16 protein-coding genes and 1 tRNA gene are annotated in these 23,320 nt (G+C 64.9%); 12 read left to right on the top strand and 5 right to left on the bottom strand.

The annotated features are described in order from the left end of the window. Nucleotides 1–139: 139 nt before the first annotated feature. Nucleotides 140–739, bottom strand: coding sequence for a TetR/AcrR family transcriptional regulator (locus tag LN996_RS03025; RefSeq protein WP_231338743.1), 600 nt, complete (start codon nucleotides 737–739; stop codon nucleotides 140–142). A 288-nt stretch (nucleotides 740–1,027) separates the two neighbouring features. Between LN996_RS03025 and LN996_RS03020 the strand changes: the two genes are divergently transcribed. From LN996_RS03020 to sufU, 11 genes are all read left to right on the top strand, one after another. Then, nucleotides 1,028–1,099, top strand: a tRNA-Gln gene (locus tag LN996_RS03020). A 120-nt stretch (nucleotides 1,100–1,219) separates the two neighbouring features. Continuing rightward, nucleotides 1,220–2,713, top strand: a complete 1,494-nt coding sequence (gene glmU, locus LN996_RS03015) for a bifunctional UDP-N-acetylglucosamine diphosphorylase/glucosamine-1-phosphate N-acetyltransferase GlmU (RefSeq protein WP_231338711.1) — start codon at nucleotides 1,220–1,222, stop codon at nucleotides 2,711–2,713. Between the two features lie 2 nt (nucleotides 2,714–2,715). Then, the gene (locus tag LN996_RS03010) at nucleotides 2,716–3,696 is read left to right on the top strand and encodes a ribose-phosphate diphosphokinase (RefSeq protein WP_011774071.1); all 981 of its coding nucleotides are present in this window, start codon (nucleotides 2,716–2,718) and stop codon (nucleotides 3,694–3,696) included. A gap of 319 nt (nucleotides 3,697–4,015) precedes the next feature. Further along, a complete protein-coding gene (locus tag LN996_RS03005) occupies nucleotides 4,016–4,588 on the top strand; it encodes a 50S ribosomal protein L25/general stress protein Ctc (RefSeq protein ID WP_231338710.1) in 573 nt (190 codons plus the stop codon). A 156-nt stretch (nucleotides 4,589–4,744) separates the two neighbouring features. After that, entirely contained in the window at nucleotides 4,745–5,329 is a 585-nt protein-coding gene (pth, locus tag LN996_RS03000; protein ID WP_231338709.1) for an aminoacyl-tRNA hydrolase, read from the top strand. A gap of 141 nt (nucleotides 5,330–5,470) precedes the next feature. Next, nucleotides 5,471–8,203 (top strand): LuxR C-terminal-related transcriptional regulator, encoded by a 2,733-nt coding sequence (locus tag LN996_RS02995; protein ID WP_231338708.1) that lies wholly within the window; start codon nucleotides 5,471–5,473, stop codon nucleotides 8,201–8,203. A gap of 35 nt (nucleotides 8,204–8,238) precedes the next feature. Continuing rightward, nucleotides 8,239–10,899 (top strand): AAA family ATPase, encoded by a 2,661-nt coding sequence (locus LN996_RS02990; RefSeq protein ID WP_231338707.1) that lies wholly within the window; start codon nucleotides 8,239–8,241, stop codon nucleotides 10,897–10,899. 226 nt (nucleotides 10,900–11,125) lie between these two features. Further along, nucleotides 11,126–11,266 carry a hypothetical protein gene (locus LN996_RS02985; protein WP_231338706.1) on the top strand — a complete coding sequence of 47 codons (141 nt, stop codon included), beginning with the start codon at nucleotides 11,126–11,128 and terminating at the stop codon, nucleotides 11,264–11,266. A gap of 105 nt (nucleotides 11,267–11,371) precedes the next feature. Next, nucleotides 11,372–13,834, top strand: coding sequence for an ATP-binding protein (locus LN996_RS02980; protein ID WP_231338705.1), 2,463 nt, complete (start codon nucleotides 11,372–11,374; stop codon nucleotides 13,832–13,834). Between the two features lie 88 nt (nucleotides 13,835–13,922). Then, a complete protein-coding gene (locus LN996_RS02975; protein ID WP_231338704.1) occupies nucleotides 13,923–15,248 on the top strand; it encodes a cysteine desulfurase in 1,326 nt (441 codons plus the stop codon). 88 nt (nucleotides 15,249–15,336) lie between these two features. Further along, a complete protein-coding gene (sufU, locus tag LN996_RS02970) occupies nucleotides 15,337–15,789 on the top strand; it encodes a Fe-S cluster assembly sulfur transfer protein SufU (RefSeq protein WP_231338703.1) in 453 nt (150 codons plus the stop codon). A 21-nt stretch (nucleotides 15,790–15,810) separates the two neighbouring features. On the opposite strand, the gene nhaA is transcribed toward sufU, so the two are convergent. From nhaA to LN996_RS02950, 4 genes are all read right to left on the bottom strand, one after another. Further along, on the bottom strand, nucleotides 15,811–17,154 hold the full coding sequence (nhaA, locus tag LN996_RS02965; protein WP_374202209.1) for a Na+/H+ antiporter NhaA: 1,344 nt from the start codon (nucleotides 17,152–17,154) through the stop codon (nucleotides 15,811–15,813). Between the two features lie 126 nt (nucleotides 17,155–17,280). Then, entirely contained in the window at nucleotides 17,281–17,502 is a 222-nt protein-coding gene (locus LN996_RS02960) for an SCO4848 family membrane protein (protein WP_089594213.1), read from the bottom strand. A gap of 1 nt (nucleotide 17,503) precedes the next feature. Next, a complete protein-coding gene (locus tag LN996_RS02955; protein WP_231338701.1) occupies nucleotides 17,504–18,001 on the bottom strand; it encodes a DUF2505 domain-containing protein in 498 nt (165 codons plus the stop codon). A gap of 47 nt (nucleotides 18,002–18,048) precedes the next feature. Next, complete coding sequence (locus LN996_RS02950; RefSeq protein WP_231338700.1) at nucleotides 18,049–19,587, bottom strand: SDR family oxidoreductase; 1,539 nt, start codon at nucleotides 19,585–19,587, stop codon at nucleotides 18,049–18,051. Nucleotides 19,588–19,696: 109 nt separating this feature from the next. Here LN996_RS02950 and mfd point away from each other — a divergent pair, with 109 nt between their 5' ends. Continuing rightward, nucleotides 19,697–23,317: a transcription-repair coupling factor gene (mfd, locus tag LN996_RS02945; RefSeq protein ID WP_231338699.1), complete on the top strand. Its 3,621-nt coding sequence runs from the start codon at nucleotides 19,697–19,699 to the stop codon at nucleotides 23,315–23,317. Nucleotides 23,318–23,320: the final 3 nt, after the last annotated feature.

Below are 23,320 nucleotides of genomic sequence, written 5' to 3'. Positions count from 1 at the left end.
CAGGCGGTGAGAGGGGGATGCCCAAAAACCCGCAGGCGGTGAGAGGGGGATGCCCAAAAACCCGCGGGCGGTGAGAGAGCGTCGAGGCGAGGAACGGGCCAGCACGCGGAGGATGGCTGGTGCAGCGCCGGGAGGGAAATCAGCCCTCTGAACGCAGTCCGGGCTCCTTCTGCAGCCCGGTCAGGCCGTTCCAGGCCAGGTTCACCAGGTGCGCGGCGACGGCCCGCTTGTCGGGCGTGCGGCTGTCGAGCCACCACTGGCCGGTCATCGCCACCATGCCGACCAGCATCTGTGCGTACATGGCGCCGTCGGCTGCACTGAAACCCCGGCGTGCGAATTCATCGGAGAGCAGGTGTTCCACCCGGGCTGTTACGTGGGAGAGCAATGTGGAGAAGGCGCCCTCGGGTTGGGAGGGCGGGGCGTCGCGCATGAGGATCCGGAAGCCGTCGGTTCGGTCTTCGATGTAGCCAAGGAGGGCCAATGCTGCGCGTTCAACCAGGACCCGGGGCTTGGCTTCGGTGCTGAGGGCCTCGGTGATGGAGTCCAGCAGAATCCGGAATTCTGTCTCCACGACCCGCCGGTACAAGCCTTCCTTGGAGCCGAAGTGCTCGTAGATGACGGGCTTGGAAACGCCAGCGTTGGCAGCGATTTCCTCGATGGTGGTGCCGTCCAGGCCACGGGCTGCGAAGAGGGCGCGGCCGATGCCGATGAGCTGGGATTTGCGCTGCTGGCCGGTCATCCTGACACGGACTGCGGGGCCGGTGGCACCATGCTCCAGGGGTTCGGCGGTGTCCGCGGGCCGGGGAAGTTCAGTGCGCTTGCTCACGTGACCATCATGCCTTACCGGCCCGCCGCCCCCGGTGGAAACAGGGTCATGGAGGGGTCCCGGAGTGCGCCAGTGAATGGGTGGCGGGCGGTCAAGTCGCGAAGCACGCAATGGTCATGGCAAACTAGATTCTTGTGTGTGCATCCCGGTAGCCCGGGAAACCGTCAGACCCTGCGGTCTGGTGGTGTGAATCATGCACGGTCCGCTCTGGTGTAATGGCAGCACCCCGGCCTTTGGAGCCGTGGAGTATAGGTTCGAATCCTATGGGCGGAACGGTCGGAAAATGCGCTCCTCTCTGTACCTGGAACGGCTCAAACGGTGCCTGGGTCCATTGGGATGGCAGCATTCCGAAGCCGGGTTACCCGGGACATACCGAGCAAGGAGAGCCAGTACGTGAGCCCCGAATCCACCGGTCCCGCAGCGGTCATAGTTTTGGCCGCAGGCGCTGGAACGCGCATGAAGTCCCGGACCCCCAAGATTCTCCACGAAATTGGCGGACGCTCCATGGTGGGCCACGCTCTCCTGGCAGCCCGTTCCATCACTCCACTGAAGCTGGCACTTGTTGTCCGCCACGAGCGTGACCGGGTGGCCGAGCACGTCACCACGCTGGATCCCGCGGCGCTGATTGTTGACCAGGACGATGTTCCCGGCACAGGGCGCGCGGTTGAGGTAGCCCTCAAGGCCCTCGACGCCGAGGCTGAACTTACCGGCACCGTGGTTGTCACGTACGGCGATGTCCCCCTGCTGACCGGCGAATTGCTCGCAGAGCTCGTAACCACCCATGAGGCTGAGGGCAATGCCGTCACCGTCCTCACCGCAGTACTGGATGACGCCACCGGTTATGGCCGGATCCTTCGCGCGGAAGACGGCACCGTCACGGGCATCCGCGAACACAAAGACGCAAGCGAGACTGAGCGCAGCATCCGCGAGGTCAACTCCGGCATCTACGCCTTCGACGCCGCGGTCTTGCGTACGGCCCTCTCGAAGGTCACCACGGACAACGCCCAGGGCGAGATGTACCTGACGGACGTCCTCGGGTTGGCGCGCGACGCCGGCGGCCGGGTTGCCGCCGTCGTCACCGAAGACCGCTGGCAGGTTGAGGGTGCCAACGACCGCATCCAGTTGTCGGCGCTTGGCGCCGAGCACAACCGACGCATCATCGAGTCCTGGATGCGCGCAGGCGTGACCGTGGTGGATCCCACCACCACCTGGATCGACTCCACCGTGACGCTCGACGAAGACGTCCGCTTGCTGCCCAACACCCAACTGCACGGTTCCACTACTGTGGCGAGGGACGCCGTCGTGGGTCCTGACACGACGCTGACGGACGTCAACGTAGGCGAGGGCGCGAAGGTGACCCGGACGCACGGATCGGGTTCCACGATTGGTGCCAAAGCGAGCGTCGGACCGTTCACGTACCTCCGCCCAGGCACGGTGCTGGGGGAGACCGGCAAGATCGGTGCATTCTACGAAACCAAGAACGTGACCATCGGCCGCGGCTCGAAACTGTCCCACCTGGGCTACGCGGGCGACGCCGAAATCGGCGAAGACACCAACATCGGTTGCGGCAACATCACTGCCAACTACGACGGCGAGAAGAAGCACCGCACGGTGATCGGCTCGGGCGTGCGCACCGGTTCCAACACGGTCTTCGTGGCTCCCGTGTCCGTCGGCGATGGCGCCTACAGCGGCGCAGGAGCCATCATCCGCAAGGATGTTCCCGCAGGTGCGCTCGCCCTCAGCCTGGCCGCACAGCGGAACGCCGAAGGTTGGGTCATAGCCAACCGCCCGGGCACAGCCTCTGCCAATCTGGCCGAAGCCGCCCAGGAACTGGCCTCCGCCTCCACATCCTCACAATCCCCGGCAACCATAGAAGAGGGCAAATAGGCATGAGCGAAATTACCGCACACGGAGAGAAGAAGTTGATTCTCGCCGCCGGAAGGGCGCATCCGGAGCTGGCGCAGGAAATCGCGAAGGAGCTGGAGACCGAGCTCCTGCCCATCGACGCCTACGACTTCGCCAATGGGGAAATCTACGTCCGTTCGGCCGAGAGCGTGCGAGGCACTGATGCCTTCGTCATCCAGGCCCACCCGGCCCCGCTGAACAACTGGCTCATGGAGCAGTTGATCATGATCGATTCCCTCAAGCGCGCCTCGGCCAAGAGGATCACGGTTGTTTCGCCGTTCTACCCGTACTCCCGCCAGGACAAGAAGGGCCGCGGCCGCGAGCCCATCTCCGCCCGCCTGGTTGCCGACCTCTACAAGACTGCCGGCGCCGACCGCATCATGTCCGTGGACCTGCACACCTCGCAGATCCAGGGCTTCTTCGACGGCCCCGTTGACCATCTGATGGCCATCCCGCTGCTGGCTGACTACATCCGCACCAAGGTCGAGGCCGACAACATCACTGTTGTTTCCCCGGACACCGGACGTGTCCGCGTTGCCGAGCAGTGGGCCGAGCGCCTGGGCGGTGCCCCGCTGGCGTTCGTGCACAAGAGCCGCGACCTCACGGTCCCCAACCAGGCCGTCTCCAAGACGGTTGTTGGCCAGGTTGAAGGCCGCACCTGCGTTCTGATCGACGACATGATCGACACCGGTGGAACCATCTCCGGCGCTGTCCAGGTCCTGAAGAACGCCGGTGCCAAGGACGTCATCATCGCCTGCACGCACGCTGTCTTCTCCGACCCCGCCGCGCAGCGCCTGGCCGATTCCGGCGCCCGCGAAGTGGTGGTCACCAACACGCTGCCCATCCCGGCTGAGAAGCGCTTCCCGTCACTGACGGTGTTGTCGATCGCACCGCTGATTGCACGCGCCATCCGTGAAGTGTTCGACGACGGTTCGGTCACCAGCCTGTTCGACGGCAAGGCATAACGCCGGACTGCTGAAAGTACGAGGGCCACCTGCCGCCTCACGGCGTCGGGTGGCCCTTTTCCTTGCCCGTTTTCAGTTCCGACGCATTCCGCTGCTAAACTCTTGGGGATACCTTGGCGAGGGAGAGCACATCCGGTCCGCGTTTGATGGACCAGGGTTGCGGGTCTCCGTTATCGACTGGGTCTGCATCTCCTTCAACACAGGCGGAACGGCTGCTCGGCGGCCGCCCTCAGCCGGGCGTAGAAGGTCTCCAGACCTCCGCCCTTGCTGATAGACCAGCCCGGATATTTCCGGGCGCCACAGTAATCAAGGAGTACACATGTCTGAGCAGAAGCTCACCGCAGAACTGCGCACCGAATTCGGCAAGGGTTTCGCCCGCCGTGCACGCATGGCCGGCCAGATCCCGGCTGTTATCTACGGCCACGGCGCAGAGCCGATCCACATCAACCTGCCGGGCCGCGCCACCACGCTGGCAGTCCGCGTTTCCAACGCCCTCCTGGCGATCGACGTCGACGGCGAGCAGCACCTGACGCTCGTCAAGGACATCCAGCGCGATCCCGTAAAGCAGATCATCGAGCACGTTGACCTCCAGACCGTGAAGGCCGGCGAGAAGGTTACCGTCGACATCGCCATCCACGTTTCCGGTGAAGTTGCTCCGGGTGCAGTTGCCAGCCTCGAAGCCACCACGGTTTCCCTCGAAGCCGAGGCAACCCACGTTCCCACCGCCGTCGAGGTCAGCATCGAAGGCCTCAAGGCCGGCGAGAGCATCCACGCTTCGGACCTCGTCCTGCCGAAGGGTTCCACCCTGCTCACCGAAGGTGACACCCTGGTGGTCCGCATCGCTGAGACCGCTTCCGAAGCTGAAGAAGAAGCAGCACCGGCTGCCGAGTAGTCTTCTGACTGCTTGAGGCTTATGCCGTGGAGTGGCCGGGTACCTTCGGGTCCCGGCCACTTTCTTTTGGCCCTTGCCGGTAGTCCCTGGCTGGCCGCCTGTCCTGGCTGGCAACCTGTCCCCGCTGATAAAACCAACGTTCCCTAGGATGAGACCATGAGTGACACCTGGCTGATTGTCGGCCTCGGCAACCCCGGCAGTGAGTACAGCAACAACCGGCACAATGTGGGCCAGATGGTGCTGGATGAGCTCGCGTCCCGCATGGGTGGGAAGTTCAAGGTCCATAAGGCCCGCGCCCAGGTGGTGGAGGGCCGATTGGGCATCGGTGGCCCTCGCGTGGTCCTGGCCAAGCCCATGACGTATATGAACACGTCCGGGGGACCCGTAGCGGGGCTGTGCAACTTCTTCGACATCGCACCGGACCACGTCATAGCGGTCCACGATGAAATCGACATCCCTTTTAACACAGTCAAGCTAAAACTGGGCGGCGGTGAGGGCGGGCACAACGGCCTGCGGGACATCTCAAAAGCCCTCGCCACCAAGGACTATTTGCGCGTTCGCGTAGGTGTGGGGCGGCCGCCAGGGCGGATGGAGACCGCTGATTACGTGCTCCGGGATTTCGCCACCGCAGAAAAGAAGGAACTGCCATTCCTGCTTGACGAGGCGGCCGACGCCGTAGAGTTGCTCATGGACCAGGGCCTGCTGTCGGCGCAGCAGAAACACCACCCCGCGAAATCTTGAGCAAATCTTGAGGAAAGCCTGATGAAAGCCTGACGGTCCCGAGGACCCTAAGGCCTACAAAGTGTCGGCGCCCGAAGGTAGTGTGCATGGTACGCAGGTAAGCGGTGGGGGACTGTCGCGGATGTGTAGCGAAGGATGCGAATGTCGGCGGAGTTGCTAAACAAGGGCGGGGGAGGCGCAGCAAGGGCTGCGGCTCCCGATCTTGTGGGCGGACCAACCGACAGGCAAACGTGGTCACTCCTGGCCCGGAGCCATGATCTGTCAAAGGCCGGCAAATACCTTGAGTCACCTGATTCCTATGGAGTAGTGCTCACGGGCCAGCGGGGAATCGGCAAATCCGGGCTTGCCCGCGCTGTTGTTTCTTCGCTGGGGCCCAAGGTCCACAGCCTCCAATTGCGCAACACCGTAGCCAACGGCCAAACCCCGTACGGATGCCTGGGGTTCCTGTTGGCCCGGCTGCCGTCCGAAGCCGTAAGTTCCCCTACCGGGATCCTGCACGCAGTGACCAGCCTGATCAGGACAGAGGCCGCGGGCCGGGACACGGTTCTCATCGTGGACAACGCCGGTGGCATGGACCCCATGAGTACGGGCGTGCTGTTGAACCTCATGGCCACGGGTACCGCAAAGGTCGTTGCCACGGTCCAGCGCGCCAGCGACCTCCCTGCTGACTTCCACCGCCTGGTCCTTGAAGGTGAGCTGGGCGAAGTCCACCTCAACACCTTGAGCGAGGAACAGACCAAGCAAGTGCTGGGCTCTGTGCTGGGGCACTACGTATCCTCGACTTTGGTGGGCTCGCTGCATTCGGCTGTTGGCGGTAACCCGATGCTCCTCCACGCCCTCCTCGAAGAGCAGAGGCATACCGGCAATCTGGTCCTGAACGATTCCGTGTGGACGCTCAGGGACCGGATCAAGCTCGAGGGCGCAACGGTTGTTGAGGACTTTGTCCGCTCCAGGCTGGCGCGCGAAACGCAGGCCAGCAGGACCGTCGTCGAAATCCTGGCCTGTGCGCAGCGCGCCACCCTCATGGACCTGGCAGCCATCTTCGGGACAGAGGTCCTGGTGGAGATGGAGGAATCCGGGCTGCTCACCGTTGAGCGGTGCGGTGACCATTGGGTCTCCCTCCGCGATCCCTACGTTGGCGAGGTAGTCCGCGGCTGGTTGAGCACCCGCCGCAGGCGTGAATTGCGCCTGATGCTGCACGGCCCCCAAGAGCCTGAGTTGCAGGGGTTGGCGGCGCAGGATCTCCTCAGCTACGCCGCGTGGATGCATTCGTGCGAGGACGAGCCAATGCCCTCGCCGGCGCATGCCCTCGCGGCCGGGCGTGCGGCGCTGGATGACTACGACCCCAATTTCGCCATCCAGTGCACGCTGTCACTGGGCCCGAAAGATGTGGAGTGGGTACCCGGGCAACGACTGAAGGCCGCGGCATATCTCATGCTGGACCTGCCGTTGCATGCTGCACAGGCGTTGGATGAGGTGTCCGAGTCCCATCTCGCTGCCCTGGATCCACTGGAATTCGCGGAGATTACGGCAGCAAAATGCCAGGCCATGACATGGATTGATGGGCGTTCGGGCATGGTGCCGGGAGTTGTTTCCGATGGGCTTGAGACCCTTGAAACCATGGCGGAGGCCTATCCGGCAGAGACGCTGGCCAAGGCGCGCAACCGCCTCCACCTGTGCAGCTACGAATACAACTCCTACATGGGCGAGTACGCCGCCATGATCGACGACCTGGAAGGGGAACTGGCCAAGGACCCGGACGCGGACCGCGAGCACTGGCTGAGGTCCTCCTTCTTCCTGATTGAGGCCCGTTGCATTCTTGGCCGGGAGCTTGAGGCGCAGGAACTCGCCAGGACCGTGTCACGGAATCTCGGTGACACAGACCGTCCAGCCCAGCTGGAGGAGGCCTTCGCCAGGCACGCCTTCCTGGTGCTGTTGTTGTCGGGGCAGTGGCGGCAGTGCATCGAACTCATACGGCGCACGCCATCGAGGTCATCACGGCTCCAGTACCGGGGTGCGCTGACTGAACTGGGCATCGGCCTCGCGTACGCCTACGCGGGCAAGCCTGCCAGCGCCATCGAACCGCTGCGGTCCGCCGTTGCCCAGCTTGAACTCCGTCCGGCCATGAACATGAACAAGGTAGCGTACGCCGCTACCGCTTTTGCCTACGCCCAAGTGGGCAATTCAGTGGAGGCCGGGCGGTATTTGGACCTCTACAGGACGTGCAGGGGAGTGGGGACATTCTTCTCCGAATCCGTTGCTGGGTTCTGCTCGGAAATGGCGGGGCGTTGGATGGGGGATCCTGAGGTCAAGCAGCGGCTCCTGGCGCGGGTGCGCAACGACATCGATAAGCAGCGGTTGACGACCGCCGGCATTTACCTCTTTGGTGCCACAGTTGAAGGGACCGACGACGAGTACCGGCTGCTCGAAGACATTGCCGGGCGTCGCCAAGGGCCCCTCGCCGAGATTTCGGGGAACCTCGCCCGAGGCGCCCTGGCCAGGAGCTCCCGGTCCCTCCTGGCCGCCGCGGATGCTGCCGCAACGCTGGACCTGCTGGTGGTTGAGGCCCGGTGTGTGGCCATGGCATTGGACTTTGCCCGGGACGCCGGCGAGACAACAGCGGCCCGGACAGCCCAACTGAGGCTGGAGCGCCTGGAACATTCCGTGTCAACATTGCCGATCCAACCGCGCAGCGACGCGCCGGTACTGACCGAGCGGGAACGCCAAATTGCTAAACTCGCCGGGAAGGGAGTCAGCAACCGTGAAATCGCGATGGATATTGGGGTGTCTGTGCGAACTGTCGAGGGCCATTTGTACCAAGTGTTTACCAAGCTCGGTGTGTCGTCTCGAGGCGAGCTCAATGGACTCCTATGAGGCCGGGTGCCCAGTAGTTTCAGTTCGGGTTGCCCATGCAGGCTGAGCACCTTGTAGGCCGGGACGCCGAACTGGACCTGGCCACCGGGATATTGCGCCAGGAAGGCGCAGGGGCTGTGCTCCTGGTAGCGGATCCCGGTATCGGCAAGACTGCCTTGGCAGCCGAAATCGCGGCCCGTCTGGCAGGGGAAATGGTGGTAATGCGGGTCCATGGGAGTCCCGCCTTGTCTGCTGTGCCCTACGGTGTCCTCGCGCCCTACCTGATGGACCTCCCGGTTGAGCAGGCCACCTCCCCTGTTGCGATCCTGCGCGAGTTCTGGTCACAGTTCGAAAAGCGGCGCGGTGGCGAAGGCGCCCGCCTGCTGCTCATCGTGGACGATGCACACGACCTCGACGAAGGCAGCACCCAGATCCTGGCCGAATTGGTGACGGCAGGATGGGCACGGCTGGTGGCAACCAGCAGGCCGCGGCCCGGTTTGCCGGCAGCCTTGCTCCAGCTCTGGTATGACGGCCTTGCCGAGCGGCTGGAACTGCATCCCCTTGACCAGGAAAGCGTCACTGAGCTGGCGGAGAAGACCCTTGGTGGAACGGTCATGGCCAGTGCCGCGGACGTCCTGCACTCCGTTTCCGAGGGTAACCCCCTGCTTCTGCGCTGCCTCCTGGACGACTCAAGGGCCGACGGAAACCTGGTGCGCAGGAATGGAGTCTGGTTCCTGACTCATGCCCTCTCAGGCAACGGCGAAGGACTGGCCGAGGTGGTGAGGAACAGGGTCCTGCGGACCAGCGAGGCCGAACGGGAAGCGATGTATGTCATTGCGTTGTCCGAGCCCGTCCCTGCCGCTGTCCTGGACACACAAGTGGGCAGGGAAACCGTGAGGTCGTTGATGGACAGCCGGTTGGTCCTGTCCACCAACGGGCCAGGCAGCCCGCTCAAGATGTGGCACCCCATGTACAGTGAGGCGCTGCGCCAGATCGTTTCGCCCGCTCGAAGCCTCCAGATCCGGCAGCGCATGGTCCAACACTTGCTCGCGGAGCCGCCCACCGCCGAGGGCTTGCTGCGCTTGGTGAGCTGGGCGCTGGACTGCGGCGCCGACGTCGAGGATGAACAACTGCTGCAGGCAGCGTTCCTGGCCGCGAAGCTGCTCCAGAATCCCTTGGCGCTGGCCGCCGCCGGCAAAGTCAGCTCCGAGGTGCTGCGCCCGCGTGCCCGGGCCGTTATGGCCATGGTCAACTACAACGACGGCGACTTCAGCAGTACCGTACGGTTGCTGGAAGAAGACTTGGGTTTCCTGGACGCGGATCCGTCCGGACCGGTGGGCACAGGTCTGCTGTGGGCAGCTGCCCGGGCGGCGAATGGAGACTCGTCCGCGGACATTGTTGCCGACGCACGGGCCGCCGCCGCCACCCTGATCAAGGGCCGTCCGACGTCGGACCCGATGGTTGGGCTGGTGGGGCGGCATGCCCGCGCCCTGGAATTGGCGGCCTTGGCCCATGATGGGCACTACGGAGAACTCCGCGAGGGCCTGGAGCGGTTTGCTGAAGTGCTCGGAACCGATGAACCGGATTTCGTGATGAACCGGGTTTTCCTGCTGGCCATGCAGTGTGAGCTGCTGACGGTCGAGGGGCGGGCCGCAGAGGCGCTGGAAGCTGGCAGTGAGGCCCTGGCGCTGCTGGACGCACCCTCGGATGAGCTCCTGTACTTCAGCGACTTCGTCCTGGCCCGCTACACCCTCGCAGCCTTGGAAGCGGGCGATTGGGGGGCTGCCGGGAGTGCGCTTGACCGCTATTCGGCCAGTTCGGCCTTGGGACTCATTGTTTTTGGTGGCGATATTCAGACCCTCAAAGGATTGTCGCTGCTGCGCCAAGGCCGCTTGGAACAGGCCACGGAGCTGCTGGCGCCCGCCGTCGAGGCGCTCCGGATCAACGACCCCCAAAGGCTGCAGGGCCTGGGCAGTGCCTTGGCGTTCTACGCGGCGGCCAAGTCCGGCGACACCGCACTTGCAGCGCGCTTGGCAGGTGAGCAGGACGAAGCCGCGGTTGGCGGAGCCTATGTAGGGGCCCTTTCGGAGCTGTTCATCCTCGCCGGCCAGGAACTGCTGGCAAAAGGCTCAGGGTTGGACAAACTGCGGAAGCTGCCCGAATCCGGGCCGCTGCATCGATGGCCCGGAGTTTTGCTGCAGAATCTTGTCCTCCGGGCAGAGCTCGGTGATATGCCGGCCATGGAGTCAGTCATGGAGACGGCGTCGTCCATGTCCGGTGCGTGGGCAGCAGGATGGCAGTCGATGGCGGCAGCACATCTGGGCGGTGAGGGCCAGGGCTTCGTCAACGCGGGCAACCTCCTGGCCGCCGCCGGTATGCCCGGCCCTGCCGCAGTGGCGTTCGACAAGGCTGCCCTGTCGTTCGACGCTGAAGGCAAACGCCCGGAGGCACGGCAGGCAGCGGTGCTGCGTGACGTGAGCGAAGCCAGCCTTGGCGACGCACTGGTCCATGACCCGAGTGCCGAAGCAGACCGTTCCGTGCCGTTGACGCGCCGGGAGCAGGACATCGTGGCATTGGCCGTTTCAGGACTGACGGACCGCCAGATTGCCGAGAAGCTGATGGTCTCCGTGCGCACCGTCGAAGGCCACCTTTACCGCAGTTACGCCAAGCTGGGTATCCGACGGCGCGAAGATCTCGGGGCGGCCGTCCGTCACTGACGGTGCCGCCCTTTGAGTACCCATAAAACCCGCAATGGGCCACTTGCGCCCCTGTCTGCGCGGAATTTAGCCAATCAATGGAGTAACGCGCGGGTGTTTGGCGTCCAAACCAAGTAGTGCCCTGTTGGGGGACTGAGTACAACAAGGTACCGGGCCGGAAAAAGCCGCGGAGTAATCGAGTACCAACTACTGGTGTACGGCAGTCGCCACCACGGCAGGATTGTTCTTGGAAGAACGGTTCAGCCCCAAGCATCACCGGGATTCCGAAAGTCGCATCATCCGCATCGGTGGTCTCTTTGAGCCGATGCACCGGCCATCGAAAGATGGTCCGGCCCTGGACGAAGCCGGCGGCGACAGAGTCTTCTGAGACCGAGACTCTCCCCCCAGCCGCCGCCGGCTTCTAGGCCAGGTAGCCCGCACTTCGCGGAAACCAAACCTCCCGGACCATGGGACTGCTGCTATTGGAGTGCGCATGCTGCCGGATCCCTGGCTGGACGAAGACACCGTCACAGTCGGGCTGAGGCCATCAGCATTCCCGGACCGGACGCGGCTCCTCGATATCATCCTTTCCGCAGTACCGTCATCCTCCACCAGCGGCATCGTGGTGGTGGGAGACCGAGGATCCGGAAAGAGCCACCTGTTGCTCTCCGTCAAAGCGGGCCTCCCCGACTCCATGGACGTCAGGAGCTTTGCAGGCAAGCCAGAGCTCAAAACCACCAGTTACGGAGCCTTGGGCGCGGCCCCTGCGGAGGAAGGCGACGGGGCAGCACTACCAGGACTTCACGTACTCAGGGCCCTCACCAGCACCCTTGGCGCTGCCGGGTATCTGTACACCCCAACGCTTGGCCGACGCCGGAACAAGCGCCAGTCGCAACCGGAACGTCCTCCGTTGGTATTGCTGGTAGACGACATCCACTACGTGGATCCGGCCTCGCTGGCTGTCCTGCTGCAGCTCATCCCCGGCTTCGGGGCAACGTTGGTGGCAACCGCGGACAGTCGCCGGCCCCTTCCGCCGGACCTCTACCAACTGTGGGAAGACGGCTTCCTGGAGCAGTATTTTCTTCCACCCTTTACTTTCTCGGAGGCACACGTGGTGTGCGAGGCCGTCCTGGGCGGCAGGGTCCAACGCCGCGCCAGCAGTCTTCTCGCTGCCATGAGCGGCTTCAACGTGGGCCTGCTTGGATTGGCAATCAACGATGCCCGCCACGCAGGGCTTCTTATGCGGAAGGACGGCTTCTGGACCATCGACGTCCGGGTCCATTGCCACTGGCCCGCTGTCGTTGCGCAGGTGCAGGCCGAAAACGCTGCCCGCCCACCTGAGGAACGGCATGCGCTGGAACTCATCGCGCTCGCAGAGCCCGTGGCGCTGGACGTCGTGGAACACCACTTCGGCCGGAAGGCAGTGGAGGACCTCCTGGACAACCACCACATCAGGTTGCTCCCCGGACGGCCACCGCTGGTCCGGACGAGTTCCTGGCTGCGTGGGGAGGGCACCCGCCTGTCTGTGCCGCGCCCCAGGAGCCTTGCACTCCGGCTGGGTGTTGAGGAGCCGCAACTTACGCGGGAATCGGCGCCCACCATGCTGCGCTGGATGAACTGGACCTTGGACTGCGGCCTCACACTCTCTGATGAGCTCCTCCTGGCTGCCGCCCCGGCCGCGGACAGGCCATCCACCGCAGAGCTTGCGCTGCGGGCCGCCGCAGCTGTGACAGAGCCCGGCCGGCAGGACGAGGCAAGGCTGCTCAGGGCACGGGCACTGGTGGCCGAAGGCCATATCGGCGAAGCGGCGCCGGAACTTCGGGAATTGGCAGCAAAGGCCGGGTCCGCCACCGTAAAGACCGATGCCGCGAACCGACTCGTGGCGCTGGAACTCCTGGGCGCTGTTTCCGATGAACCGGCAACTGGTGCTCCGGAGCAAGTGACCACAAGGGACACCGGGCTGGAGCAGGTGCCCCAAGGGGTGTCCGGGCTGGTGCTTGAAAACGTCCGGGAAGCCGAGCGCCTGCTGCAATCCGGAGCTGCCCCGGAGGCATTGGAGAGGTCCACAGCGGCAATGGCGGCCGTGGAAGCGGACGTGGGCTTGGAAATGTTCCGGCCAGGGGTGCTGCTACGGCATGTGGTGTGCCTGCGGAACAACCTTGCGTGGGGGCAGGTGGATTCGCTCCTGGAATGCCCTTCCGCGTTCGTGCTCCCTAAGTATTTGGCCGTGTGCCTGGAGGTGGCCCGCGGATACGCCGAACTCAGCCAAGGGCTCCCGCGTGCGGCGCGGGGAACCCTGGAACCGGTGCTTGCGGAACTGTCCGACGCCGGCCTGCCGCCGGTACTCGCCCTGGCCGCAGCCATGCTGGCCTACTCGGAGGCGCTCTGCGGCAACCCGGACCGTGCCATGGAACGGGTGAAGCAGAGCCTGGCCGCACTCTCACGCGTGTCCCGGGGGCCCGCGGACCTCTTGCCTGAGCTCAGCACCGTGTACTTGGCAGCGGCGCAGGACCAAGTGTCGGGCAAGCCAAGCCACTTGATGGCGCTGGCCGGACAACTTCACGCCCAAGGCAGTACGTTGATGGAAGCGGAGGCAGTGTCCCTCCTGACGCTCAACGCAAGCAGCGCCGCCGTCGACGATCTTGTGATCCAGCGCCGCCTGGCGGGGCTGGCTGCGGACATTCACGGCGCGGGCGGAGCAGCCCTGGGAACGTATGCCTCCGCACTGCTGGACAACGACCCCAAGACGCTCGAGTCGGCAGGGCGGAGCTTGTCCGCAGACCGGCAGTTTGCGCATGCAGCCATCTGCTATTCGCGGGCAGCCAGTGGATATGAAGCAAGAACCCGGAGCGCGGCGAGCCGGCGGGCCGCGGTACTCGTTGAGCGGCTGCGCGGTGCGTTCGACAGCGAAGCGGTTCCGCCGCTGGGCTGGGTGCCCGGGAGGGCAGGCGGCTGACGTGCTGTACGGCACACCTTCGGCACCGCACGCCAGGGGTCTCCGTGGGATAATGGGGAGTCCCTGAAGGATTTCCAAGGAGCGCCCCTTGACTGCCGTATCAACCCCCGCCTCTCTGCAGCGGTCCGTGCATGCCATGGACAACGCGGAGGTGTTGCGGATCCGGAACGACTTCCCGGTGCTGGACCAGCTGGTCAACGGCAAGCCCCTGATCTACCTCGATTCCGGCGCCACGTCGCAGAACCCGCTCAGCGTCATCGAGGCCGAGCAGGAGTACTACGAGCAACGCAATGCAGCCGTTCACCGCGGCGCGCACCACCTCGCCGTGGAAGCCACGGAGGTCTTCGAGGACGCACGCCAGACCGTCGCGGACTTCGTCGGCGCCCGGTACGAGGAAACCGTGTGGACCTCCAACGCCACCGAAGGCCTCAACCTGATCAGTTATGCCTTGTCCAACGCTGCTCTCTGGGCAGCGCAGGGGAGGGGCGGTTCGGCGTTGAAGGACCTGGCCATCGGACCGGGCGACGAGATCGTGGTCACCGAGATGGAACACCACGCCAACCTCATCCCCTGGCAGGAACTCGCCTTCAGGACAGGAGCCACGCTCAAGTTCATCCCCGTTACGGACGAAGGGACCCTGCGGCTCGACGCCGCCGCTGACATCGTGGGGGAGCGGACCAGGCTCCTGGCCTTCACCCATGCGTCGAACGTCCTGGGCACCATCAACCCGGTGGCGGAGTTGGTGGCCCTCGCCCGCCGGGTTGGAGCCCTGGTTGTGTTGGACGCGTGCCAGTCCGTGCCGCACATGGCAGTTGACGTCAAGGAACTGGACGTCGATTTCGCCGTGTTCTCGGGGCACAAAATGTTGGCGCCCACCGGGGTTGGCGTGCTTTACGGAAAGCAGGAACTCCTTGATGTCCTGCCGCCGTTCCTTACGGGCGGCTCCATGATCACCACTGTCACCATGGAGCGGGCGGAGTACCTGCCGGCACCCCAGCGGTTCGAGGCCGGCACCCAGCGCATCTCCCAGGCCGTGGCGCTCGCGGCCGCCGTGAACTACCTCACGGAGACCGGCATCGACCGCATCCATGCGTGGGAAGCAACGCTGGGACAGCGACTGGTAACGGGACTGGAGGGCATTGACGGCATCCGTGTCGTCGGTCCAGCCTCCGGGTCCGAGCGGATCGGTTTGGCGGCGTTTGACGTCGCCGGTGTCCACGCCCACGACGTCGGCCAGTTCCTGGACGACCGCGGCATCGCCGTTCGCGTCGGTCACCACTGCGCCCAACCTCTCCACCGCCGCTTGGGGCTGACGGCAACGACGCGAGCGAGTACTTACCTCTACAACACAACGGACGACGTCGACGCTTTCCTCGACGCTGTTTCCGGGGTCCGGGCCTACTTCCAGGCCTGACAAATGGCACAGGCCTTGTTGGCCGGAGCGCCGCCAATCCACGATTTCGCCAGAACAGGCATCAACCACCGAACAGGCAACAACCACTATGAGTCTTGACCAGCTGTACCAGCAGATCATCCTGGACCACTCCAAGCAGCGTCACGGCAGCGGCCTGGCAGAAACGGCCGCCCCCGCCGGGGCATCCACCGGCCAATCGCACCAATTGAACCCTGTGTGCGGGGACGAAGTGACCCTGCGGCTCGCCGTTGCGGACGGAACAGTCCAGCAGATCAGCTGGGACGGTGCCGGCTGCTCCATTTCCATGGCGTCGGCCTCGGTGCTCAGCGAACTGGGTGAGGGCATGTCAGTGGAGGAACTGCACGCAGTGATCGAGAACTTCCGCGAGGTCCTCCGGTCGCGTGGCAAAGTCCCGGCGGATCCGGAGATCCTGGGCGATGCCGCCGCGTTCGAAGGTGTCGCCCGGTACGCAGCGCGCGTGAAGTGCGCCATGATCTCCTGGGTTGCCGCGGAAGACGCCCTGAACCAGGCCACCGCCTAGCCCTTCCGAAGCACCCGCGCGTCAGGCGCGGGCAAAGACGTCAGGTACGCCGTCGCCGTCGTCGTCCCGTTCTTCCTCCGCCTGCACCTGGCGGTAGCGCCGGTTGCGGGCCCTCAGCACGACGGCGGCCAGCAGCGCCGCTATCAGGGAGCCTGCCAGGATGGCCACCTTGGCGTGGTCATTGTGTGCCGAACCGGTGCCGAAGCTCAGCTCGCCGATCAGTAGCGAGACGGTGAACCCGATGCCGGCCAGGAGGGCCAGCCCGAAGAGGTCGATCCAGGCAATGCTGGAGTCGAGGCTTGCCCGGGTGGTCTTGGTGACCAGGAACGTGGTGCCGAAGACGCCAACGGCCTTGCCCACCACCAACGCCGCCACAATGCCGACGGCCACGGGATCCGAGAGGGCTGCGCCCATGCCATCGAGTCCGCCCAAGGCCACGCCGGCTGAGAAGAACGCAAAGACAGGTACGGCAAACCCTGCCGAGAACGGGCGCAGGCGGTGTTCGAAGTGCTCTGCCAGGCCCTCGGAAGGCTCTCCCTTTTTGCCGCTTGCCAGGACGGGCACGGCGAAGCCCAGCAGCACCCCGGCCACGGTGGCGTGGATGCCGGAGGCGTGGACGAAGCCCCAGGTAGCCAAGGCGAGGGGGACGAGCAAGTACCAGCTGCGGATCCGTTTTTGGACCAGGAAGGTGAAGAGGGCGAGCGGAACCAAGGCCGCCAAAAGCATCAAGGGCTGGAGGCCCGTGGAGTAGAAGAAAGCGATAATGCCGATGGCGATGAGGTCGTCCACCACGGCGAGAGTCAGCAGGAAGACCCGCAGGGCAGCGGGCAGGTGCGTGTTGATGACGGCCAGCACGGCAAGGGCGAAGGCGATGTCAGTGGCCGTGGGAATGGCCCAGCCCTTGAGCGTTTCGGGGGATCCCATGTTGAACAGGACGAAGATCAACGCCGGAACCACGACGCCGCCGACGGCCGCGGCCACCGGGACCACTGCCCGGGCCGGTTTGCGGAGTTCGCCGGCAACGAATTCGCGCTTGAGCTCAAGGCCGGCGAGGAAGAAGAAGACCGCCAACAGGCCGTCCGAGGCCCAATGGCCAAGGCTGAGTTCAAGATGCAAGGGTTCGTAGCCGATCTTGACGTCGCGGAGCGCGAAGTAGCCATCTGCTGCGGGCGAGTTGGCCCAGATCAGGGCGACGACGGTGGCCGCCAGGAGGAGTGCGCCGCCCACGGTTTCCGTGCGGAGAATGGAGAGGATCCGGCGGTACTCGGGGTACGTGGAGCGGGAGAAGACTTTGCTGGAGCTGCTGGTATCGGGCGAAGGAGGGAGTTGCTGGGCCACGGGGGGCTCCTCACGGTGGGCGGGCATCACGAAGACATCGCCGACCAGACTTCCCGGCACACCATTGTCCATCTTACCCAACTGGGTAGCAGCACATGCTCCAATAGGGGCTCAGTGGAGCGTTTACTGCTACTCAGTTGGGTAAGGCGAGGGTCAGGCGACGAGGCCCGCAATCCCGATGGCCGCCGTCGCAAGGCCGAGCACCATGGAGATGGTGACCAGCACGACGTGGACCGTGAGGAACTTCGTGGCCTTGCCTGCGGCGTCGCGGGCGCGGGGGTCCTTCATGACACGCTTCAGGAACTGCGGCCACACAACCAGGGACCAGACACCGGCAACGATCAGGACGACCGCAAGGATCGCGGGGATCTCCACGCTAGTGGCTTTCGAGCCAGGCCTGGGCCTGCTGCGACTGGATGTTCAAGGCCTTGCCCACCATGGGCTCCGCGGCGTCGGCGATTTTGCCTCCGAGGAACGGGACCGAGGAGGACACGTTGCCTTCGAGCTCGATGCGGGTGTTGCTGCCATCGGCCACGAGGCGCTGAACGGCCGTGACGTCGAGGGGAGCACCCGAGATCTTGAGGGCGATGTTGCTGGCGCGCGAGCCGTCGGCGGCAGGGGCTTCCCACTGCTCGGTCTGGGTGACCTTCAGGGTTTCGCCAACGAACTTGCGGGCAATGTCCGGCAGCCGCGTGGTGGGGAGGGTACGGACGGTGGTGGTGGTGAAAGCACCGGCGGTGTCGCCGTCGATCGTGAACGATTCCAGGGAGCCGCCCACCAGTTCGCTCGTGTGACGCAGGAATTCCTCGTCGACAAATACGGCAGCTACGCGGTCAACGCTGTGCGGCAGGGTGGTGGATGCGCTCAGGGCCATGGGTCCTCCGTGGATGATGGTGGTGAAGCTTTTTAGCTCCCAACATCCTACGGGTTGTCCGTGGCCACCCCCGAACCCTGCTTCTGCTCAGCCTCCTGGAGGGTCATGGCCGCCGCCGAAATGTTGCGAGCCATCGACGGGAAGATGAACCCGTGGAACGGGTACACGCCCAACCAGTAGAGCCTTCCCGCCAAACCCCGGGGGAAGAAGATGGCTCGCTGCTTGTACAGGCTCCCGCCGCCGTCGGGCTCCACTGCCAGTTCCAGCCAGGCGCCGCCGGGTGCCCGCATCTCGGCGCGAAGGCGCAGCAGGTGTCCCCGCTCGATGGCCTCCACCCGCCACCAATCCACCACCTCGCCGGTATTCAGCGTCTTGGGGTGGCGCCGCCCCCGCAGCAACCCGGCACCGCCCTGCAACTTGTCCAGCCAGCCACGGATGCGCCAGGCCAAAGGCAGCGAGTACCAGCCGTTCTTGCCGCCGATGCCTTCGATGATGGTCCAGACGTGTTCGGGCTTGGCGTCGCTGTGGAAGGCCCGTTCGTCCAGGAACACTTTGTAGCCGGCCCAGTCGGGGTCGCTCGGAAGCGGATCGGCATCGATGCCGGCGTTGGCCCACGTGGTCTCCACCTGCACGTCCCGTTCCTTGCCGAGCGCCAAAGCGACGGCACGGCGGTAGGGCGTCAGGCCGCCGTCGGGCTGCGGGAAGTAATCGTCGACGTCGTGCTCCCTCGACACAGCGTCGTGCTGCAGTGACTGCACCAGAGGCAAGGACATGGACAGCGGAATGGGTGTCACTAGGGCAACCCACAGGCCGGCAAGCTTGGGTGCCGGGACGGGGAGCGCAATGACCAAGCGCCGGGGGAGTCCACGCTCCACGGCGTACTGGTTCATCATGTCCTTGTATTTCAGGACGTCCCGGGACCCGATGTCGAAGGAACGGTTCAGTTTCTCCGTGAGCGCCGCGGCAGCGACGAGATAATGGAGCACATCGCGGACGGCAATGGCTTCAACCCGATTGTTGACCCAACTGGGCGCCGGCATGACGGGCAAGGTTTCGGCCAGGTGGCGGATCATCTCGAACGAGGCCGACCCCGAACCGATCACTACACCGGCTTGGAAGACGATGGCGTCCACCGGCGACTCAAGGAACACCCTGCCCACGGTCTCGCGCGAACGCATGTGCGTGGACAGCTCGGTCTTCTCCGGGTGCAGCCCACCGAGGTACACGATCCTGTCCACCCCGGCCTCCGCTGCGGCTCCTGCCACGAGCCGGGCCATGGCTTCTTCCTTGGACTCGAACCCGCTGCCGGACGCCATGGAATGGACCAGGTAATACAGGACATCCACGCCGTTCAGGGCATCGGCGAGGCCTTCGGCGTCGGACAGGCCGTTCTCGATGATTTCGACGTCGTCATGCCAGGGAACATCGGCGATCTTCTGTGGCGTACGGACCAGCACTTTAACTCTGTGGCCGGCTTCGAGGAGCCGGGGGACCAGGCGGCCGCCGATGTATCCCGTGGCGCCGGTGACCAGCACTGTCTTGGTGTCCTGCGGGGTGTTGGAATGCGTAGCTTCCGAAGGCTGCAAAGGAACTCCTGGGGCTGGGGGTAGAGGTAGGCTGGAATGACCCGGCGTTCATCTGAATTTCCGGGCATTTGTGTTGCCTGCCCTTGGACCCACCCTAGGAGTTTCTGTCATGAGCCTCAACGGTCTGCGCCGCGCATTGGCGGAGGACAAGACGTTCGCGCGCGTCCGAACGGAGGCACAGCGGCCTTTCAGCGACCGCAACACCGACTACCAGATCAGCGCGCCCACGGGCATGCGCGCCGTCCTGCTGGCGGAAATGGCAGATGCCCTGGCTTCCCAGGACGGCACTCCCGTGGTTCTCGCCGTCACCGCAACAGGCCGCGAAGCCGAGGACCTCACAGCCGCGCTGGGCTCCTATCTTCCGGCGGACTCCATAGCGACCTTTCCCAGCTGGGAAACCCTCCCGCATGAGCGGCTGTCGCCGCGCTCGGACACCGTTGGCCGCAGGCTCTCCGTCCTGCGCCGCCTGACCCACCCTGAAACGTCGACGGCGGCCCCGTTGCGCGTGGTGGTGGCCCCGGTCCGCGCTGTGGTCCAGCCCATTGTTGCCGGTCTCGGCGACCTTGTTCCGGTGACACTGCAGGTGGGACAGGAACGCTCGTTCACGGAGGTCGTCCGCGCCCTGTCCGACGCCGCCTATGCCCGCGTTGACATGGTGACGCACCGTGGCGAATTCGCGGTCCGCGGCGGCATCCTTGACGTCTTTCCGCCCACCGAGGACCACCCGATCCGCGTGGAGTTCTTCGGTGATGAAGTGGACCAGATGCGTTGGTTCGCCGTCGCCGACCAGCGCTCGCTGTCCGCGCCCGGGATCCACCACCCCACGGAACTGCACGCCCCGCCGTGCCGGGAAATCCTGATCACGCCCTCCGTGATGTCCCGTGCCTCGAAGCTGAAGGCCGACATGCCTGCCGCAGCGGACATGCTGGAGAAGATCGCGGGCGGCATCGCTGTTGAGGGCATGGAATCGCTGGCTCCGGTGCTGGTGGATGCCATGGTCCCGTTCGTGGACCAGCTACCGGCAGGCTCGCTTTCCGTGGTCATCGAACCGGAGAAGGTGCGCACCCGTGCGCACGATCTCGCGGCGACCAACGAGGAGTTCCTCGAAGCTGCGTGGTCAACAGCGTCCGACGGCGGTGCGGCGCCCCTTGACCTGTCGTCCCAGGCTTCCACGGATCTGCATGCCGCCAGCTTCAAGTCCCTCACCGACACCCGCTCCGCCGCCCTTGCGCACAACGTTTCCTGGTGGTCCATCACCTCGCTCGCCTCGGACGAGGACCTGGTACTGGATATCGACGTCCTCAACATGCGGGCCCGTGAACCGCGTGGTTACCAGGGCGAAGTGGCCGAGATGCTGGAGTTCATCGGCTCCCGCGTCCGCGAACAGTGGCGTGTAGTGGTGGTAACCGATGGTCCCGGGCCCGCCCAACGCCTGGCCGAGCTGTTCCACGATGCCGACATTCCTTGTTCCCGCGTTGAGTCCCTGGACAAGGAACCCCAGGCCGGAATCATCGAGGTGACCACCGCCGCCGTCGGACGTGGTTTTGTCCTGGACGGCCTCAAACTGGGCCTGTTGACCGAAGCGGACTTGCTGGGTCGCGCCACGGCCAGCTCCACCAAGGACATGCGGCGCATGCCGTCCAAGCGTCGCAACGCCGTGGACCCGCTGCAGCTGCACGCCGGCGATTTCGTGGTGCATGAGCAGCACGGCATTGGCCGGTTCGTCGAGCTCATCCAGCGCAAGGTCACAGGTACGTCAGCCTCGGACGCCGGGCTGCGCGAGTATTTGGTCCTGGAGTACGCGCCGTCCAAGCGCGGCGCCCCGGGTGACCGGCTCTTCGTGCCCACAGACCAACTGGACCAGGTGACACGCTACGTCGGCGGGGACACCCCGGCATTGAGCAAGATGGGCGGCGCGGACTGGGCCAGCACCAAGTCCAAGGCGCGCAAGGCCGTCAAGGAAATCGCCGGCGAACTGATCCGGCTGTACTCCGCCCGCATGGCATCCCGAGGCCACGCCTTTGCCCCGGACACCCCCTGGCAGCGCGAACTCGAGGAGGCTTTCCCCTATGTGGAGACGCCCGACCAGTTGACCACCATCAACGAGGTCAAAGCGGACATGGAGCGGGAGATCCCCATGGACCGGCTCGTGTCCGGAGACGTGGGCTACGGCAAGACCGAGATCGCAGTCCGTGCAGCATTCAAGGCCGTCCAGGACGGCAAGCAAGTGGCTGTCCTGGTGCCCACCACGCTATTGGCCCAGCAGCACTACGAGACGTTCACGGAGCGCTTCTCCGGGTTCCCGCTGCGCGTGAAACCACTGTCCCGCTTCCAAAGCACCAAGGAAGCCAAGGAAACGGCCGACGGCGTCAAGAGCGGCGCCGTGGACGTGGTGATCGGCACGCACCGGCTCTTGTCCAAGGACTTTGAGTTCAAGGACCTGGGCCTGGTCATCGTGGACGAAGAGCAGCGCTTCGGAGTGGAGCACAAGGAAGCGCTCAAGAAGATGCGCACCAACGTGGACGTGCTGGCCATGAGCGCCACGCCGATTCCGCGAACCCTGGAAATGTCCCTCACCGGCATCCGGGAAACGTCCACCCTGGCCACGCCTCCGGAGGAACGGCACCCCGTCCTGACCTACGTGGGACCGTATACCAACAAGCAAACGTCGGCCGCCATCCGCCGCGAACTCATGCGCGAGGGACAGGTGTTCTTCGTCCACAACCGGGTTTCCTCGATTGAGCGCATCGCAGCGCAGATCCGCGAGCTGGTCCCGGAAGCGCGGGTGGAAGTAGCGCACGGGCAGATGTCCGAGAGCCGCCTTGAGAAAATCATCGTGGACTTCTGGGAGAAGCGCTTCGACGTACTGGTGTGCACCACCATCATCGAGACCGGCCTGGACATCTCCAACGCCAACACCCTGATTGTGGATGGCGCGGACAAGTACGGGCTTTCGCAGCTCCACCAGCTTCGTGGACGTGTTGGCCGTGGCCGCGAACGTGCCTACGCCTACTTCCTCTACCCGTCCGAGAAGCCGCTGGGCGAGGTAGCTCTGGAACGACTCAAGGCCGTGGCAGCCCACAACGAGCTGGGCGCCGGCATGCAGCTGGCCATGAAGGACCTCGAGATCCGTGGTGCGGGAAACCTGCTCGGCGGTGAGCAGTCCGGCCACATCCAGGGCGTGGGGTTCGACCTCTACATCAGGCTGGTTGGCGAGGCTGTTGCCGAGTACCGCGGCGAGGCCGAGGAGAAGGCTGCCGAGATGAAGATCGAGCTGCCCGTCAACGCCCATTTGCCCCACGACTATGTGCCCGGCGAAAGGCTGCGCCTGGAGGCGTACCGTAAGCTCGCCGCGGCGATTACCTATGAAGCCATCGACGAGGTCCTTGCTGAACTCGTGGACCGGTACGGTGAGCCGCCATTGCCCACCCAAAACCTCATTGCCGTGGCACGCTTCCGGGTGGGTGCCCGCGAAGCCGGCCTGTCCGACGTCGCACTTCAAGGCAACTTCATCCGTTTCTCGCCGGCGCAACTGCCCGAATCCAAAACCATGCGCCTGAACCGCATGTACCCGGGTTCGCAGGTCAAGCCTGCTTTGGACTCCGTGCTGATTCCCAAGCCCAAGACTGCCCGGATCGGTGGACGGGATCTCCAGGACGCCGAAATCCTGCAGTGGGCCAACAACGTCATCGAAGCAATCTTTACCGACGTCCCCGTGAAGGCTGGCTAGCCG

Source organism: Arthrobacter sp. AK01 (genome assembly GCF_021109375.1).
In the GTDB taxonomy this organism is placed as follows: domain Bacteria; phylum Actinomycetota; class Actinomycetes; order Actinomycetales; family Micrococcaceae; genus Arthrobacter.
This window is presented reverse-complemented; position numbering and strand designations above follow the sequence as displayed.

Excerpts from the sequence above, each read along its gene's own strand:
- LN996_RS03025 (WP_231338743.1), bottom strand. The coding sequence starts at position 739 with ATGACCGGCCAGCAGCGCAAATCCCAGCTCATCGGCATCGGCCGCGCC.
- LN996_RS03010 (WP_011774071.1), top strand. The coding sequence starts at position 2,716 with ATGAGCGAAATTACCGCACACGGAGAGAAGAAGTTGATTCTCGCCGCC.
- LN996_RS03005 (WP_231338710.1), top strand. The coding sequence starts at position 4,016 with ATGTCTGAGCAGAAGCTCACCGCAGAACTGCGCACCGAATTCGGCAAG.
- pth (WP_231338709.1), top strand. The coding sequence starts at position 4,745 with ATGAGTGACACCTGGCTGATTGTCGGCCTCGGCAACCCCGGCAGTGAG.
- LN996_RS02995 (WP_231338708.1), top strand. The coding sequence starts at position 5,471 with ATGTCGGCGGAGTTGCTAAACAAGGGCGGGGGAGGCGCAGCAAGGGCT.
- LN996_RS02990 (WP_231338707.1), top strand. The coding sequence starts at position 8,239 with ATGCAGGCTGAGCACCTTGTAGGCCGGGACGCCGAACTGGACCTGGCC.
- LN996_RS02980 (WP_231338705.1), top strand. The coding sequence starts at position 11,372 with ATGCTGCCGGATCCCTGGCTGGACGAAGACACCGTCACAGTCGGGCTG.
- sufU (WP_231338703.1), top strand. The coding sequence starts at position 15,337 with ATGAGTCTTGACCAGCTGTACCAGCAGATCATCCTGGACCACTCCAAG.
- nhaA (WP_374202209.1), bottom strand. The coding sequence starts at position 17,154 with ATGCCCGCCCACCGTGAGGAGCCCCCCGTGGCCCAGCAACTCCCTCCT.
- LN996_RS02955 (WP_231338701.1), bottom strand. The coding sequence starts at position 18,001 with ATGGCCCTGAGCGCATCCACCACCCTGCCGCACAGCGTTGACCGCGTA.
- mfd (WP_231338699.1), top strand. The coding sequence starts at position 19,697 with ATGAGCCTCAACGGTCTGCGCCGCGCATTGGCGGAGGACAAGACGTTC.